The organism is Pseudomonas sp. DTU12.1, from assembly GCF_009873475.1.
Lineage (GTDB): Bacteria > Pseudomonadota > Gammaproteobacteria > Pseudomonadales > Pseudomonadaceae > Aquipseudomonas > Aquipseudomonas proteolytica.
The window spans coordinates 2,916,764-2,933,649 of record NZ_CP045254.1 but is presented as its reverse complement, the minus strand read 5'-3'; the positions used below and the strand labels follow the sequence as shown (position 1 = coordinate 2,933,649).

Sequence of the window (16,886 nt, the reverse complement as noted above, 5' to 3'; positions counted from 1 at the left end):
AGCTACTAGGAGTCCACCGTCGCCGACAACTCAAACGTCCGCGGCGCCCCAGCCCCAGCCATAGCGCGCAGCCGGACCTCAACGCACATTGCGGTACAACATCAGCCGCGCGCTTTCATGCAGGCCCCGGGTCAGTTTGACCAGACGCTGGAATTCATCGGGGTTTTGCCCGGCCACGTTGTCCAGGGGGGTCAGGGAGCGCAGGTCGTGCAAGGTCGGCGCACTGCCGTCATGCTGCATCTGTAACAGATAATCCTGGGTGACCCCGCCGATCAGCGGGAAAGTGCCCTCACGCAAGACCAGCGGTACCACACGCTCGCCCTCCGGGGCCGGTTGCTGTATATCGCGCCCCATCGCCCCATTGTTGAACGCAACGCCCACCATCCCCGCGACCGTCGGCAACAGGTCCGCCAGCCCCACCGCCTCCTCGATCACCCTGGGCTTGAGCAAGCCCGGGGCGTGAATCAGCATTGGCACGTGGTTGCTTTCCAGGCCCAGTTGCTCGAAAGCCGGCGGCATATGGGGTATCTGGCTGATACGGGTGTTGTGGTCACCAAAGAACACGAAAATCGTGTTGTCGTAGTAACCACCCGCCTTGGCCATTTCCATCAACTTGCCGATATTGAAGTCCAGTAGGCGCACCGCGTTGTACTGCTCGACACTGCGTGAGCCGGCGGTTTGCACTTGCTCCAGGGACAGGTTGCTGCGCTTGAAACCGTCATTGTCCCGAGGAATGGTGAACGGGCGATGATTGCCCGCCGTCTGGACATAGGCAAAAAATGGCCGGTCCCGCGATAGATCGCGCAGGATCCGGTCGCTTTCCTTGAACAGATCCAGATCGGAAATGCCCCATACATCGACTCGAGGTGACTGCCAGTGGCGCTCTTCATACAAGCGCACGCCGTCGATGCTCTGCTGGATCAAGGCATTGATATTCGCCCATCCGGCATTGCCGCCAATCATGTACAGCTTCTGGTAATCGGTGAAGGCATTGATAAGCGTGTGCTGGCGTGTGATCAGGGGATGGCGGGTCGCCGTTTCCTGGCGCGTGACATCCGGGACGCCGGTGATACTCGCCCACACGGTCTTTGCGGTGCCAGTGACCGGCACGTAGAAGTGTTTAAAGAACCAGCTCTGGGTCGCCAGCCGGTCGAGGTTGGGCGTCGGGTCTAGAGGGTTGCCATATGCGCCGACCGCACTGGTGCCCAGGGATTCGAGCATCACAAACATCACGTTCGGCGTTGCGCCCAGGCGGTACGGCTGCGCGGTTTGCTCACGCTCGAACGTCAGGCTCTGCGGATCGGGGCGGTCCACCCCCAGGTAGTGGGCAACCACTGGGTAATGTTCACGCACCTGTGGCTCATCGAACTGCGCCTGGCCGGCCTTGAGTGTGTCGTAGAAAAACAGCACCGGGTTCAGGCCCAGTGCCGCGATCTTGCCGTTGCCAGAGAAAAACGCATCGCTCCAGCGCAGTGGTACCGGGTTTTGCAGGTTGAGACTTTCCACTCGCCCAAGCAGCGCCAACAGCACAGCGATCAACCCCAGACCGCTGCCGAACGCCAGTGAAGCGCGTCGAATGGCCCGGGGTGGACGCCCCAGTGTCAGGCGTTCCAACCTCACAAAAGCGCAGAACCACACACCCAGCACCAACAACCAGGCAAGGGCGATCCACAGCACCGGATAGGTCTGCCAAACCATCTGCTGCGAAATTTGTGCGTCTTCCAGGTAGCGCAACACGCTGGCGTTAAGCCGCACCCCAAGATAGGCGTAATGGCCGAAGTCGATGATGTACACCCAGCCGACGAAGCCCAGCGTCAGCAGCCAATAGCCCCGTGCCACAATGCGCAAGCCCGCAACGCGCACCAGGTTCCAGCGCGGCATCCACGCTAGCACCGCCAACGGCAACACCAGCAACACCGCCAGGCGCAGGTCGAAACGCAAGCCGATGCCCAGGGTGTCGAGCAACTGCCGGTTATCAGCGAACTGCGCCGGATCGATGCCGGAAAACCCCAGCACAAACACCAGCCGCAGCCCTGCAAACAGCAAGAACGCCAGACCTGTCGCCCCTACGCCATAGCGCAGTCGCCGCGATTGCAACCAACCCATCATTGACCTCTATGTAGTTTGACGCTCTTCACGCAGAGCACGCTGCCCGCCACCAGGCAATAGCCCACCAGCAGCGGATCGATCAGGTAGTCCCAGTAGTTTTCCGACGCTTTCAGGCGTAACGCAAAGGCCAGTGTGCCGAGCGCGAGCATCCACACGGCCAACGTATTGCGCAGCCACAACAGCCCCAAGGCGAGCAGCGCAACCAGCACAATCATCGGCCTTGGATTGAAGCCCCAGCGATAGGGATCAAAGTAAGTCAGGCCCATGGTGGCCGGGTACAACAGCGCCGCTAGCAGTCCAAACAGCACCAGCATCTGGGCACGCGCCCGAGGCTCTTGCGGCTCGACCAGCCCCAACCGCACCAGGCTTACCCAGCCCAGCAACACCAGGGTGCTGATTGCCAAATCATCGATAAAACTGCGCACATACGCCGCCAGCGGCAGGTCATTGAGGGGGATAAAACTGACCAACGCCAACCCTGGCAACAACCACGGGCGCCAGGGCTGTAGGCAACGCAACGACCCGAGCAGGACAAAACCCAGGAGGATGAACGTCAAATGGGCCTGCCACAGCATCATCATTACAGGCGCTCCGCCAGCCAGGCTTCGTTGAAGCTGACATGTTTGATAAAGGTGTTATTCCATGAATAAACCAGGTGATACACGCCGTCCTGGCCACGGCTGAAATACGGGTACTCGTACTCGAAATCACAGCCCCGAGGCTTGCACACCCGGTAATCCAGGTTACTGAGGAAACGCTGCTCCAACGGCAAGCGCCGTGCGCCGCTGGAGGCCCGAAAGCCGGCACCGATGATCGCCTTGTAGGCCTCGGGAGCGAAGGGTTGGCCAAGCGGATCCGGTGATTGATCCAACTCGATTACATTGCGCCAGTCATTGAGGTCCGCGTCGGTGCCATACAGGCTGAGTTTGAAGCGCCCGTCACGCAGGTCATTGAGCGCCACCAGCAAGCCGTTATCGGCAGTGCCGACCGCGGCCAGGGATGAGTTGGGATTGGCCGGTTCCAGAGGGTAAGGCTCACTCCAGGTCTGCCCGGCATCATCGGTGCGGCTGGCCAGCACGCGATGATGGGTATCGCCGGCATAACGCAGCATCGCCACCGCGCGACGTTCGTCCAGGGGCACGATGGTCGGCTGCAGCGAATGCTTGCCCCGGCTGATGCGGAATTTATCAATCACCGCGCCATCCGCGCTCAGGTACAAGTATTCGGAAAACTTACCCATGAGTTCGTGATAGACCGGCAAGCCAATCGAGCCGTCGGCATGAAAAACCGGCGCAGCACGCACCAGGGTGCTGACATTGAAAAACGGTGAGGTGATCAGTTGCCGGGGTGCAGACCAGTTGCGCCCCAGGTCTTCGGACACCATCACATTGATCGCGCTGGTCGCCCAGCCCCCCACCGACACCGACACATAGAACATCCACAGGCGCTGGTCCGGCGCCAGTGCAATCACCGGGTTGCCCAACTTGCGGATGTAGCGCCCGGTGCCATCGCGAGTCGACTCGCGGGTCGCCAACACATGCTCGGCGCCCCACTCCGTGGTATTGGCGTCGAACCGCGCAGTACGGATCTGCACGTCGGCGGCGCCTTCACGCGAGCCGGCAAACCACACGGCCATCAAGTCGCCTCCCGGCAATGCGGTAACCGACGACGAATGCACAAAGTCATCCAGTTGCGAGGACACGAACCGGCTGTTGTAGACCGGCTCGGCGCTAGCGGCCAAGGGCGTGGCAGGCCGGGCGAAAGGCGCCAGGACATGGGCCGGATGACTGCGCCAGGCCGCCCAGAAGACCAGGCAGAGCGCCAGGCTGGCGAGAATGAATTTCAAGCGAAAAGACAGCACGCGCATAGTGAGCTCATGGCAAATGCAGGGTGGGGAGTAGAGACAAGACAGCGGTGTCAGTGCGCAGAATCATCCGGCAACCGACGCCGGCGACCGGTCAGCATCGATAACGGCAGGTTGTCGCGTACCTGGAAGCTTTCAAACACGGCCGCTGCGATATGCAAGCACACCAGCACCAGCAGGCCATTGACCGCAGTTTCATGTACTTGCAGCGGCCAATCGGCGCCCCATAAGGCATCGACCTCCTCCATGGCCCAACCGCTCAAGCCCGCCGTCAACATCGCCAGGAGCATCAAAATCATCACCAATGCACCCAACGGCGAGTGACCGAGGCGATGCTCCGGGCGCCTGGTGCGCAGGGAACGCACATGGGCGGCGAGCCTTGCCGGGGTCGGCCAGAAGTCCGCCCAGCGCGCACTGCGTGGCCCGACAAATCCCCACAGCAGCCGTACCAGCAACCAGCCCATGGCGTAATAGCCGAGCCAGACATGCCAATCGTCGCCGCCCTCAGTGAAGAAGTAGTTGGCGACAAAGACCCCGGCGATGGACACGTGAAACAGCCTCACCAGCGGGTCCCACAGTGCTATGGAGTTGCCTGGCATCAGCCCTTGATCTCGGTCTTGACCGCTTTGCCGCTGACCGGGTCGTGGTAGATCTCGACCTTGCGCTTGTCCTTGTCGAACCCGTAGATCTCATAGCAGTTGCCATCGGTGATCTTGAACTTGCTGATCTCGTAGCCCTGGGCTTTCAACTGGTCCTGGAACGCCTGCGGGTCTTGCCATTGCGCGCGCTGCTCCGTGGTGCATTGCGGTCCGGCAAGGGCCAGGGGGCTGGCAACAATCAGCGACAACAACAGAATTTTGCGCATGGTGACACTCTCGCTCGTTGAGGAAGGTCTCACTGTGCAAAACCAAGCTTAATGAAGTCTTAGCTGGTAATGAGTGGTTACATGTTTCTCGTCGCCCGGCCTGCCACGCCCGTCTCGGCAGCGGCATGATGCCGCCGATATCACATCGGGAACACACCATGCGCCTATTGTTGGTCGAAGATGATCGGGCCCTCGGCCAAGGCATCCGCGTCGCCCTGAGCAGCGAGGGCTACACCCTGGACTGGTTGCACGACGGCGCCAGTGCGCTACATGCGTTACGCAGCGAAAGCTTCGATCTGCTGCTGCTCGACCTTGGCCTGCCGCGCCTCGACGGCCTGGCCCTGTTGCGTCAATTGCGCGATCGGCAACAGGACCTGCCGGTATTGATCCTGACCGCCCGCGACGGCACCGCCGAACGGATTGCCGGGCTGGATGCCGGCGCTGACGACTACCTGATCAAACCCTTCGATGTCGACGAACTCAAGGCCCGCATCCGCGCCTTGCTGCGGCGCAGCCAAGGCCGCGCGCAGCCACTGCTGGAGCATGCGGGCGTGTGCCTGGATCCGGTCGGCCAGCAGGTCACCTGGCACGGCAACCCGGTGGTGGTGACGCCGATGGAGTACCAGTTGCTCCATCAACTGTTGGCGCGCCCCGGCAACGTGGTGACCCGCGAACGCCTGTCCCGGGCCTTGTATGGTTGGCAGGAAAAGGTCGAGAGCAACACCCTGGAAGTGTTGATCCATAACCTGCGCAAAAAACTTTCGACCGAGCTGATCCGCACGGTGCGCGGCGTCGGGTATGTGATGGAGCTCAAGCCATGACCTCGATACGTACACGCATTCTGGTGCCGGTGCTGATCCTCGTTCTGCTGGGCGATGTGCTGATCAGTTGGCTGGTGCTGCGCGACAGCCACCACGAGATAGAAGAGGTGTATGACGCCCAGCTCGCGCAAAGTGCGCGCCTGCTGCAAGGGGTGCTGGCACAACGTGCGCCGGGGGACAACGATTGGAACCGGCTCTACCAGGCCTTCGACGCAGCCATGAGCCGCGTGGGCGACACTGGAGCAGCGCACCCTTACGAAACCCGCCTGACATTCCAGGTGTGGCGCACTGACGGCCAATTGCTGGTGCGCTCGGCCGAAGCCCCGGAACTGAAGGCACCACCGGCGACCCTCGGCGCCCACGACCTGATGGACAACGGCCACGACTGGTGCGCCTTCCTGCTCAAGGACCCACAGCAAGGACTGCTGATCTGGGTGGGCGAGCGTGATGACATTCGCCAGGACCTGATCCAGCGCATCGTCGGCCATACGCTGTGGCCCAGTGTGATTGGCGTGCCGCTGCTGGCCACCTTGATCTGGCTGACCATCGGCTGGGGGTTGCAGCCGTTGCGCGCAATGGCCCGTACCATCCGTGGACGCACTACCGAAACCCTCAAACCGCTCAATCTGCGTCCCCTGCCCCACGACCTCGAACCCATGCAGACCGCGCTCAATCGCCTGTTGCAACAGATCGACAACCTGCTGGCGCGAGAACGACGTTTTATCGCCGATGCCGCCCACGAGCTGCGCACGCCTCTGGCGATCCTGCGGATCCATGCGCAAAACGCCCAGATGGCCGGCACCCCACAGCAACGGGAGGAAGCCCTGGAGTTTCTGGTCAGCGCCGTCGACCGCGCCACGCGCATCGCCAGTCAGTTGCTGACCATGGCGCGTATCGAGCCGCACCTGGCCAACCCCGAGCGATGCGAAGTGGAACTGACCGAGCTGGTGCGGGAGGAACTGGCCGAACTGGCACCCCTGGCGCTGGCAAAGGATATCGAGCTGATCCTCGACAGCGACCACCACTGCCTGGTCAAGACCGACCCCATTGCCCTGGCCATCGCCCTTCAGAACCTGGTGACCAACGCCCTGAACTTCGCCCCGCCTGGCAGCGAGGTCAGGGTCCAAGTACAACCGCAAGGCTGCGGAGCGGTGTATATCAGCGTCGAGGATGCCGGCCCCGGTATCGATGAGGGTGAGTATGCGCGCCTGTTCGAGCGCTTCTACACCCAGGGGCACGGCAACGGCGCCGGGTTGGGACTGGCGATTGTGCAGATGATCGTCAACAAGATCGACAGCAGCCTGCAGTTGTACAACCTGCCCCAGGGCGGGCTATGCGCTGAACTGCGGATCAACCAAGGCGCGCCGCTTCATTCAAGTTGAGCGGCTTGCTGGCGGGCTTTGACGTTTTTTTCATGTGTGTGCGCATAAGATCCCGGACCTCGTTGGGGAGTAGCCTGCTTGTGAGCCTTTCGCAAGCGTTCGTATCAACATTCTCGGCAACCTGCCGTGGTACGAACACCTTTTGGTTGGTGAGACCAGCGACACATCCATGCCTAAAGTCGGGCGTGTGGTTGTGTCGTTGACTCATAGCCCGACTGGAAGATCACCCGTGAATCCTGTTTCCCTGATTCTCCTGGCCCTGGCCATGTCCACGGATGCCTTTGCCGCTGCTATCGGCAAAGGCTCAAGCCTGCACAAACCTCGCCTGGCCGAAGCGCTGCGCACCGGCCTGATTTTCGGCGTCATCGAAGCCATCACCCCGATCATCGGCTGGCTGATCGGCCAAGCCGCCACGCGCTGGGTGGAAAACTGGGACCACTGGATCGCCTTTACCTTGCTGGTGGTATTGGGCCTGCACATGATTTACAACGGCCTCAAGCATGAAGACGAGGCCGAAGAGAAAAGCGCCCAGCACTCCTTCCTGGTCCTCGCCGTCACCGCATTTGCCACCAGTATCGATGCCCTCGCGGTCGGTGTCGGCCTGGCGTTTGTCGATGTGAATATCTGGGTGGCCGCCGCCGCCATCGGCCTGGCGACCATGACCATGGTCACCATCGGCGTGATGCTCGGCCGGGTCCTGGGCACCGTGTTCGGCAAGCGCGCAGAGATCGTCGGCGGCGTGGTACTGATGATCGTCGGTGCAACGATTTTGTATGAGCACCTGTCCGTCTGACTCGCGACCTTGTACCCAGCAAAAGCCCCGTTAATCGGGGCTTTTGCTTTTGGGCGCAGATAGAATGTACCAAGCAGTTAATTAGCTTGCTATCATTACCCCCCTGGACCATCACCCTCGGGCTTTCTCGACATGAAACACACACACCGCGCCACTGGCGCCTCTCGATTCCTGTTGCTGGGCTTGGGCGTCATTATCGTCCTGCTCGGCGTGGCCTTGGCTGTCGGCGGCGCAAAACTGCTGAGCCTGGGAGGCTCGGGCTACTTCCTGGTCGGCGGCGTGGCCATGGCCATCGCGGGTCTGTTGATTGCACAGCGCAAACCGGCGGGTGCCTGGTTGTTCGCTGCCTTTCTGCTCGGCACTGCCGTGTGGGCTGTATTGGATGTAGGCCTGGTGTTCTGGCCACTGTTTTCGCGGCTGTTCATGTTCGCCGTTATTGGCCTGGCGGTAGCGCTGGTCTATCCGTGGCTGGCACCGGCCGCAGGCCGTGGTGCCTACGGTGTAGCGGGCGTGCTGGCGGTGGCATTGGCCGTGGCGGCGGGCAATATGTTTGTCGCCCACCCCAGCGTCGCACCAAACGGCGATGGCCCAGGCTTGACACCCGTTGCGCCGGCAGAGGCGCAGAAGGACTGGGCACACTACGGCAACACCGAAGGCGGCAGCCGTTTTGCCGCCCTGGACCAGATCAATCGCAGCAACGTCGACAAGCTCAAGGTGGCCTGGACCTATCGCACCGGTGATGTGGCCATCAGCGACGGCAACGGCGCCGAAGATCAACTCACGCCCCTGCAGATCGGCAACAAGGTGTTTATCTGCACGCCCCATAACAACCTGATCGCGCTGGATGCCGACACCGGCAAAGAGCTGTGGAAGAACAGCATCAACGCCCAATCGGCGGTATGGCAGCGCTGCCGTGGCATGGCCTATTTCGACGCCAGTGCGCCCATCGCCCAACCGACCCAGGCCAACAGCTCGCCGATCATTGCCGCCAGCGTGCCCGCCGGTGCGCAATGCCAGCGACGCCTGTTGACCAATACCATCGATGCACGGCTGATTGCGGTGGATGCCGATACTGGTGAGTTCTGCGAAGGCTTTGGCAACCACGGCCAAGTGGATCTGAAAGCCGGCCTGGGCAACGTGCCGGACAGCTATTACCAGCTGTCCTCGGCGCCCTTGATGGCCGGCACCACCGTGGTGGTTGGCGGGCGCGTCGCCGATAACGTCCAGACCGATATGCCAGGCGGCGTGATCCGCGGTTTTGATGTGATCAGCGGGCAAATGCGCTGGGCGTTCGACCCGGGCAACCCTGAAGACAAGCAAGCGCCTGCCGCAGACAGTACCTATGTGCGCAGCACCCCCAACAGCTGGGCGCCGATGTCCTATGACCCGCTGATGAATACTGTATTCCTGCCGATGGGCAGCTCGTCCACCGATATCTATGGTGTCGAACGCACCCAGCTCAACCACAAATACGGCGCCTCCGTACTGGCGCTGGACGCCTCCACCGGTGAAGAAAAGTGGGTGTACCAGACCGTCCACAACGACCTCTGGGACTTCGACCTGCCGATGCAACCGAGCCTGATCGACTTCACCCTGGCCGACGGCAAGACCGTACCGGCCGTGGTGATCGGCACCAAGGCCGGGCAGATGTATGTACTGGACCGCGCCACCGGCAAGCCGCTGACCGCTGTAGAAGAAGTGCCCGTCAAGGCTGCCAATATTCCCAATGAGCCATACTCCCCCACCCAGCCAAGGTCCGTGGGCATGCCGCAGATCGGCGCGCAAACCCTGAGCGAATCGGACATGTGGGGCGCAACCCCCTATGACCAGTTGCTGTGCCGCATCGACTTCAAAAGCATGCGCTACGAAGGCTTGTACACCGCACCGGGTACCGATAAGTCACTGAGCTTCCCGGGTTCCCTGGGCGGTATGAACTGGGGCAGCATTTCCACCGACCCGGTGCATGGCTTTATCTTCGTCAACGATATGCGCCTGGGCCTGTGGATCCAGATGATCCCGTCGCAGAACAAGGCCCAGACCTCCTCCGGTGGTGAAGCGCTGAACACCGGGATGGGCGCGGTCCCGCTCAAGGGCACGCCCTACGCCGTGAACAAGAACCGCTTCCTGTCGGTGGCCGGCATTCCGTGCCAGGCACCGCCATTCGGCACCTTGACCGCCATCGACATGAAAACCCAGAAAATTGCCTGGCAAGTACCCGTTGGCACGGTTGAAGACACCGGCCCGCTGGGCATTCGCATGCACCTGCCGATCAAGGTGGGCCTGCCGACCCTGGGCGGTACCCTGTCCACCCAGGGCGGCCTGGTGTTTATCGCCGGCACCCAGGACTTCTACCTGCGCGCCTTCAACAGCGCCAATGGCGAGGAAGCCTGGAAAGCCCGCCTGCCCGTGGGCAGCCAGGGTGGGCCGATGACTTACGTGTCACCCAAGACCGGCAAGCAATATGTGGTCATCACGGCCGGTGGCGCGCGCCAGTCCACCGACCGTGGCGACTACGTAATCGCCTACGCCCTGCCTTGAGCCCCACGCGGCGCGTATGCGCCGCTGTTTGAAGGTGGGAGCCGGACTTCCCGGCTCCCACTGATAGTGTGATTTTTCCAGGAAGACCTCGCGTTGAATACTCTCTCTATCCGCTTGCTCGGCAGCCTGCTGCTGGGCGCCATATTGCCCGCCTACGGCAGCACCCTCACCGGCGACTGGGGTGGGCTGCGCCATCAGCTCGACGAGCAAGGCATCAAGTTCACCGGCGACTACAGCGGCGAAACCGCCTATAACGCCCATGGCGGCCAGCATCGTTCGGCGCGTTACTCGCAAAACATCAAGCTTGGCGTGCAGCTGGACCTGGGCAAACTGTATGGCCTGCACAACGGTGACAAGATCCAACTGACGGTCAACGACCGCCGTGGCAATAGCGCCTCCGAGGATCTGGTGGGCAACCGCCTGCCGATCCAGGAAAACTACGGTGGGCTCTACACCCGCCTTACCGAGTTGAGTTATGAGCGCACCCTGTTCACCCCGGCGCTGAACCTCAAGCTCGGTTATATGGCCATGGGCAACGATCTGGGCGGCCTCGACAGCGGGATCCTGTGCAACTTCATGAACGCCGGTTTCTGCGGGCACCCGCTGAACATGTCCGGCGGCAGCGGTTGGACCAACTACCCCAACGCACACCTGGGCGCGCGGGTGAAGTATGACTTTTCGCCGGCCTGGCAATTGCGCGTGGCGGCGTTCAATGTCGACCCGCAAAGCAACGGCAACTCCAGCCGCGCCTGGCATGTGGGGCCCAAGCACACCACCGGCACCGTAGTGCCCATCGAACTGGTCTACAAGCACGCCAGCGAACTGCCCGGCGAGTACAAGCTCGGCTATTACTACGACAGCTCCAACGTGCAACGCATCGGCAGCGATAAACACGTCAGCGGCCGCGGTGGCCATTATCTGCTGATCGACCAGGCCCTGTGGAACTCCCAGACCTCGGAGGGCCGCACCTTGCATGCGTTCGGCCAGTACTCGGCCGCGAGCAAGGCAGCGTCGCCATTCAGCCGCTGGTACGGCGCCGGCCTGGTGCTGTACAAACCGTTCGCCGGCCGGCCACGGGACACCGTTGCCCTGGGATATGGCCGTGCGGTGCCCAACCCACGCAGCCGCGATGTGCTGCAACAGGCCGCAGAAGCCAGCGACAATGCTTTCCCCAACCTGGACAGTGCCGAACAGTTGCTCGAACTGAGTTACGGCTACCAAGCCACGCCTTGGCTGATCCTGCGCCCGGATGTGCAGTACATCATTGAACCGGGGGCGTTTTCCGGGGAGAAGATCGACAACGCGCTGATACTGGGCCTGCAAGTGAAGGCGACGTTCTGAAGCGCAAGCTTTCAGGCAGTTGAATTAAGCTTGATCCGGGTTATCCGGTTGGAACACGATGGCGGACTTGAACCGTTGACGAAAGGACTGTCGCAATGTTCCCACTGGATATCTGGCTGACCTATAGCGCTGCCTGCCTGTTATTGGTGCTCTCCCCCGGACCGGACAATCTGCTGGCAATCGCCAGGGGCCTGAGCCAAGGGCGTATGGCCGCAGCCATTTCGGGGATCGCGTCAGGCACCGGGATTCTGTTTCACGTGGCTACGGCATCGCTGGGCTTGACCCTGCTGATGCAGACATCCGCCGTGGCCTTCTGGGTGGTCAAGGTAATCGGCGCCAGCTACCTGTTATGGCTGGGCATCAAGGTCCTGCGCTCGCGCAGCCTGATCAACTTCAAGCCGGCGGCGCGGCAACCGCTCAAAAGCATCTTCCTCACTGGCTTCCTGTCGGCGGCGCTGAACCCCAAGCCGGGGCTGTTTGTGCTCGCATTCATCCCCCAGTTCGTCAACCCGTCATTGGGCTCGGTCACCGTGCAAATGATGGTCTACGGTGCCTGGTTCGCCGCGTTGACCGCACTGGGCTTTGCGCTCATGGGGATTTTTGCGACGCGCCTGTCGACCTGGCTGCAGCGCAAGCCAAAAGTGGTCAATGGCCTGAACGTGGGCGCCGGACTGACCTTCGTCGCGTCCGGGCTTTCGGTGGCGGCACTCAGTCAAAAATAGACCGGCCTAAAGATGCTATTGCTAGCCTGGCACCCGTGCCTTGGCCAGCATGTCATCCAACTGCGCAATCAGGTCATCGGCACTGACCTCGACAAAATTCCCACGGGCAGCCGCTAGGATCTTCTCGGCAAACTCGGCGCTGTATTCCTGGTATGGCGCCTCGGCTTCCTGGCCCAGGTCATAGCCAATCATAAACAGCGCCGCCTCCATGGCACGCAATGGATCATTCGGCGCCGCCACCTGCTGGAAGCGGCTGCCGGCAGCGTCTGGATGCTTGAGCACGGCACTGAGCAACCAGCTGGCGCGCAGGTTCCACATGGCGTGGTGGTGCCCGGAGCGCAAACCCGTGAACTTGAACCCATCGCCGCCGGGATTGCGGCGTTTTGGCGCGAGGGCATCTTTGTCTTCCTTGGCTTTGGCCCAGGGGAAGCAGAGGTCCCGCGGTACTTTTACCAGGCCGTGTGCATGGCAGTATTTCACCACCAACCAGCCCAGGCCTGCGGCCACGCGGCTGTCATAGATAATGAAGTCCTTGCACAGCAGGGAATACACCTTGGTCATCCCGGCGTTGAAGCGCAACTGGTCGGAGCGCAACACCGATGCACGCTCATCACCGGCGTCCAGCGCTGCCACGATGGTTTGCAGCATGCTCGCCAGGCCAACCTTGTTTGTCTGCAACCAGTCCACGTTGTGCGCCGTGACACCACCCCAGCGCATCACATCACTTGCCGCTGCTGCGCTGCGAGCGTCGTCGCCGGCAGCCGCCACCAGGTCTTTACCCAAGGCTGCCAGGGCTTTGCCGTTGCTGAACGCACTGGTGCCTGGAGCAAAGTCCAGGCGCGCGTTGCCCGGATGGTTCCAGCGGTAGTGTTCGAATGCGTTGTACAAGCTGCTGCACGACCAATGCACGCCGGTTTTGCGGTTGACGTACTGATGCTTGAACAGCTCCGGGGATTCAAGCTCCGAGGCCAACCAGCGCGTGAACGCAATAACGTGTGGCAGGGCTAGATAGGTTTTGCAGTTCATGAAATGCTCCTGTGGGCTGGCGCTCTAAATCGCGGGATTGCTTGCCAGCGAGCACATAGTCCCAGCGAATAAACCCACTTTTTGTCTTTGAGTATCGGCCATGATCAATTATCACCGACGCCGCACCGCGCTGCGCAAGATTCTCCAGCGCAGCGGCACGTCGATGAAGACCGCAGACATCCATACAGCGCTGTGCAAGTGGTTCGATGACTTCAGCCTCCATGGCAAAACCACCCTGCGTGATCTTGAAGCCCTGACCGAAACCGAACTGGTGGCAGTGGGGGAAAAAGGCCCGGATAAAAAAGCCAAATACTGGAAGTCCGGCCGCGAGAGTTTTGACCTGACGCTCTCGCCCACCGAAGCCATGACCCTGGCAGCGATTTTCGAGCATGCCCAGCGTTTTGGGTTCAACGCCCATACCGAACAGCTCGGTGAACTGCGTGAATACGCGGCGTCGGAGATGACCAAGCATTCGGCCCGCCCCCTGGCCTGGTCCCAACGCATCACCAGCGGCACGCGGTTTACCCTGCTCCAGCCGGGCAAGCACGACCCCACGCACCTGGCCACGATTCAAACGGCGATCCTCGAAGACGTGTCCCTGGAAGTGACCTACCTGCCCAGGGACGCAGGCGGCGTCGAATGTCGGTACCTGTTGAAACCCCTGGCCCTCTCCTATCAGGACTCCAATGTCTATCTGTCTGCGTATGTGGAGCAGGAGCATTGGCCGGCCGGGTACGTGCCTGCAGATCAGCGTGGCAAGTACAGCAGCAACGGGCCGCGCACACTGTGTGCGCTGATGCTGCATCGCATGCTGGCCGTGAAGACCAGTTGGCTGGATGTGCCTGGCCCGCCGCATTACGACGTCAATTCGCTGGACGCGCAAAAGCACCTGATGACCATCCATGGCGAGGCACCAGTGCCGCTCAAGCTGCGCCTGAGTGCCAACCTGCATAATCGCTTGAGCGAGAACCCGCTGACCGACGACCAAGTGATCGTGCCCCAGGGTGACCAGCACTGGGACTTGAGTTGCAGCCTCTACGACACCCAGGGCCTGCGCCTGTTTTTGCTGAGCAATGCAGCGGATATTGAAGTCTTGGCCCCGGCCACCCTGCGCAGCCACGTACACCAGACTCTGCTGCGCGCCGTCACGCTTTACGCCAGCAATGAACCCGCGCCAAAGGACACTCCGTGAACCGAGACCAGCTTGAGCAGCACCAGATCGCGATCTATTTCGTGGCGGTCATTATCGCCGCCGTCGGCGGCTTGCTCGCCCCTCAGGCCGCGCAGGGCCTGGGCGGCCTCGTCACTCCGGCGATTGCGGTGTTGATGTACGCGATGTTCCTGCAAATCCCGTTTCTGCAATTGCGCCAGGGCCTGGCCAACAGACGCTTCATCGCAGCGTTGCTGGTGGCCAACTTTGTGTTGATCCCCCTGCTCGTCTGGGCGCTTACCCTTGGCCTGCATGATCAACCGGCGGTCCTGATCGGCGCGCTGCTGGTGCTGCTGACACCCTGCATCGACTACGTGGTGGTGTTTACCCATATTGGCAAAGGCGATGCCCGATTGACGCTGGCCGCCACACCGTTGCTGCTGTTGCTGCAACTGGCGCTGCTGCCGTTGTACCTGACACTTATTCCCAGTGAGGCTGCGGTTACGATCACCCTCGGGCCGTTTGTCGAGGCGTTTGTGCTGCTGATCGCCGTACCTTTGCTGCTGGCGGTGCTGACGTGTGCCGGGGCGCGGCGCTCGCCCTATATTGCGCGCTGGAACCAGGGCTGGGCGTGGATGCCGGTGCCGGCCATGGCGACGGTGCTGCTGGTAGTGATTGGCTCGCAGATCGCGTTCGTGGCGCGGGAGATCGAGCAGTTGTTGCCCGTGATCCCGGTGTACCTGGGCTTCATGTTGCTCGCACCGGTGGTTGGCGCCCTGACGGCACGGGCCTTCCGGCTGCCGGCGGCCACGGCGCGTTCAGTCACCTTCAGCAGTGCCACGCGCAACTCGCTGGTGGTCCTGCCATTGGCACTGGCCTTGCCGGAAGACATGCGCATGCTGGCCGCAGCGGCGATCATCACACAGACATTGATCGAGTTGGTCTGTGAGCTGATCTATATCCGCGTGATTCCGGCCCTGGTCTGGCGGGCCTAGGCCTGCTCGCGCGTCGCGTGCCAGCACAGCAGCGAACCTGCCGTGACCAGCACCGCGCCCTGCCAGAATTGCGGGGTGAGGTGGGCGCCCAGCCACAGCGCGGCGAAGGCCGATGACAACACCGGCGCGCCGTAGGACGCGGTCGCCAGCAACGTCAGGTTGCCGCGCAGGATGCCGATATTCCACAGGGCATAACCACCCGCCATGGCGACGCCCGTGGCCAGCAATTCCAGGCTGCTGCCCAGGCTAAAGGCCGGCAGCACTTCGGCACTCAAGCCGTATTTGACCCATAGCACCGCTGCGGTGAGGATGAAAAACAGCACCACCAGGTTTTGCCCACCCGCGTAGCGCCGTGTGACGTTGCAATACAAGGCAAAGGTAATCGCGCAACCCAGGGCCAGGCTGTAACTCAACGGGTTGGATTGCACATTAGCGACGATGGTTGCCAATGCCAGGCCATCGCCACTCACCACCCAGAGAATGCCAAACAACGCTAACGCACTGCCCGGCACGATGATCCAGCGCGCCTTTTGCCCGTTCATGACAATCGCCAGTAGCACCGTCAGGCACGGCCATAGGTAATTCACCACACCTAATTCAATGGCCTGGTTGCGACTGCTGGCAAAGCCCAGTGCCAGAGACAGACAGACCTCGTAGGCCACAAACAACCCGCTGCCCATGATCAAGTAAGGCCAGGACGTGGCGCGCAAGCGTGGACGTCCGAGCCAGGACACCAGCAGAACGGCACCCAACGTATAGATCAGCGCCGCACCGCCCAGGGGCCCGAACACCTCGCTGACGCTGCGGATCAACCCGGCGGCGGTGCTCCATAAAAGGATTGCCACCAAACCACACACCGTCGCGGCCCGCTCTCCCCTGATCTGCATGGATGCCTCTCTAAGAATGTCCGCAGCCACAGTCACAGCACCTGCGGCACAAAGGCCGCAACGGTACACGCTGGGGTATTGCTTGTCGCCTTGCGGGAGCTCGGTGGGTCAGTTGATGCTTGTCTGGCTGAGCGGGCGCCATCGCGGGCAAGCCCGCTCCTACAGGGGATCTTGGTGGTGCTGGATATTTGGGCCACACCACAGAACGAAGGTGGGAGCTGGCTTGCCTGCGATGGCCATAGGTATCTACACAACTTTCAGAAACTGACGAACTTCCCTGTGGTGAGCGGGCTTGCCCCGCGCTGGGCTGCGAAGCAGCCCCAAAACCAGCCGCTGCGGTGTATCTGGTACAACGCATTCGTCTTATTGGGGCTGCTTCGCAGCCCAGCGCGG

General features: G+C 61.7%; 15 protein-coding genes and 1 riboswitch. Of the genes, 8 read left to right on the top strand and 7 right to left on the bottom strand.

Translation table 11 applies throughout. From position 1 onward, the window contains the following. Positions 1 to 78 precede the first annotated feature (78 nt). From GDV60_RS12795 to GDV60_RS12775, 5 genes are read right to left on the bottom strand one after another with little or no spacing between them, the layout of a single operon-like run. On the bottom strand, positions 79 to 2,106 hold the full coding sequence (locus tag GDV60_RS12795) for an LTA synthase family protein (protein WP_159907437.1): 2,028 nt from the start codon (positions 2,104 to 2,106) through the stop codon (positions 79 to 81). Further along, entirely contained in the window at positions 2,106 to 2,690 is a 585-nt protein-coding gene (locus GDV60_RS12790; protein WP_159907435.1) for a hypothetical protein, read from the bottom strand. The genes GDV60_RS12795 and GDV60_RS12790 overlap by 1 nt, the downstream gene beginning before the upstream one ends. Then, positions 2,690 to 3,976, bottom strand: coding sequence for an exo-alpha-sialidase (locus GDV60_RS12785; RefSeq protein ID WP_092236514.1), 1,287 nt, complete (start codon positions 3,974 to 3,976; stop codon positions 2,690 to 2,692). Before GDV60_RS12785 ends, GDV60_RS12790 begins: the two co-directional genes overlap by 1 nt. 50 nt (positions 3,977 to 4,026) lie before the next feature. Next, on the bottom strand, positions 4,027 to 4,572 hold the full coding sequence (locus tag GDV60_RS12780) for a cytochrome b/b6 domain-containing protein (protein ID WP_092236511.1): 546 nt from the start codon (positions 4,570 to 4,572) through the stop codon (positions 4,027 to 4,029). Next, positions 4,572 to 4,838 (bottom strand): PepSY domain-containing protein, encoded by a 267-nt coding sequence (locus GDV60_RS12775; protein ID WP_065894972.1) that lies wholly within the window; start codon positions 4,836 to 4,838, stop codon positions 4,572 to 4,574. Before GDV60_RS12775 ends, GDV60_RS12780 begins: the two co-directional genes overlap by 1 nt. Positions 4,839 to 4,996: 158 nt before the next feature. Here GDV60_RS12775 and GDV60_RS12770 point away from each other — a divergent pair, with 158 nt between their 5' ends. The 6 genes from GDV60_RS12770 to GDV60_RS12745 all read left to right on the top strand — a co-directional run bounded on the left by GDV60_RS12770 (position 4,997) and on the right by GDV60_RS12745 (position 12,435). Further along, positions 4,997 to 5,659 carry a response regulator gene (locus tag GDV60_RS12770; RefSeq protein WP_092236509.1) on the top strand — a complete coding sequence of 221 codons (663 nt, stop codon included), beginning with the start codon at positions 4,997 to 4,999 and terminating at the stop codon, positions 5,657 to 5,659. Continuing rightward, positions 5,656 to 7,041 (top strand): sensor histidine kinase, encoded by a 1,386-nt coding sequence (locus tag GDV60_RS12765; RefSeq protein WP_159907433.1) that lies wholly within the window; start codon positions 5,656 to 5,658, stop codon positions 7,039 to 7,041. Before GDV60_RS12770 ends, GDV60_RS12765 begins: the two co-directional genes overlap by 4 nt. Positions 7,042 to 7,093: 52 nt before the next feature. Further along, positions 7,094 to 7,265: riboswitch (yybP-ykoY riboswitch) on the top strand. A 5-nt stretch (positions 7,266 to 7,270) separates the two neighbouring features. Next, positions 7,271 to 7,834 (top strand): manganese efflux pump MntP, encoded by a 564-nt coding sequence (mntP, locus tag GDV60_RS12760; protein WP_104912279.1) that lies wholly within the window; start codon positions 7,271 to 7,273, stop codon positions 7,832 to 7,834. A 132-nt stretch (positions 7,835 to 7,966) separates the two neighbouring features. Beyond that, the gene (locus GDV60_RS12755) at positions 7,967 to 10,372 is read left to right on the top strand and encodes a glucose/quinate/shikimate family membrane-bound PQQ-dependent dehydrogenase (RefSeq protein ID WP_159907431.1); all 2,406 of its coding nucleotides are present in this window, start codon (positions 7,967 to 7,969) and stop codon (positions 10,370 to 10,372) included. Between the two features lie 108 nt (positions 10,373 to 10,480). Continuing rightward, positions 10,481 to 11,713, top strand: a complete 1,233-nt coding sequence (locus GDV60_RS12750; RefSeq protein WP_029290595.1) for a carbohydrate porin — start codon at positions 10,481 to 10,483, stop codon at positions 11,711 to 11,713. A 95-nt stretch (positions 11,714 to 11,808) separates the two neighbouring features. Further along, a complete protein-coding gene (locus GDV60_RS12745; RefSeq protein WP_029290593.1) occupies positions 11,809 to 12,435 on the top strand; it encodes a LysE family translocator in 627 nt (208 codons plus the stop codon). 21 nt (positions 12,436 to 12,456) lie between these two features. Here GDV60_RS12745 and GDV60_RS12740 read toward each other — a convergent pair whose 3' ends face one another. Next, the gene (locus GDV60_RS12740) at positions 12,457 to 13,461 is read right to left on the bottom strand and encodes a hypothetical protein (RefSeq protein WP_159907429.1); all 1,005 of its coding nucleotides are present in this window, start codon (positions 13,459 to 13,461) and stop codon (positions 12,457 to 12,459) included. 100 nt (positions 13,462 to 13,561) lie between these two features. On the opposite strand from GDV60_RS12740, the gene GDV60_RS12735 reads away from it, so the two are divergent. Both GDV60_RS12735 and GDV60_RS12730 read left to right on the top strand, forming a co-directional pair. After that, positions 13,562 to 14,653 carry a YafY family protein gene (locus GDV60_RS12735; protein ID WP_104912275.1) on the top strand — a complete coding sequence of 364 codons (1,092 nt, stop codon included), beginning with the start codon at positions 13,562 to 13,564 and terminating at the stop codon, positions 14,651 to 14,653. Continuing rightward, positions 14,650 to 15,606: an arsenic resistance protein gene (locus GDV60_RS12730; protein WP_159907427.1), complete on the top strand. Its 957-nt coding sequence runs from the start codon at positions 14,650 to 14,652 to the stop codon at positions 15,604 to 15,606. Before GDV60_RS12735 ends, GDV60_RS12730 begins: the two co-directional genes overlap by 4 nt. On the opposite strand, the gene yddG is transcribed toward GDV60_RS12730, so the two are convergent. After that, on the bottom strand, positions 15,603 to 16,493 hold the full coding sequence (yddG, locus tag GDV60_RS12725; protein ID WP_070996245.1) for an aromatic amino acid DMT transporter YddG: 891 nt from the start codon (positions 16,491 to 16,493) through the stop codon (positions 15,603 to 15,605). The genes GDV60_RS12730 and yddG overlap by 4 nt on opposite strands. Between the last annotated feature and the right edge of the window lie 393 nt (positions 16,494 to 16,886).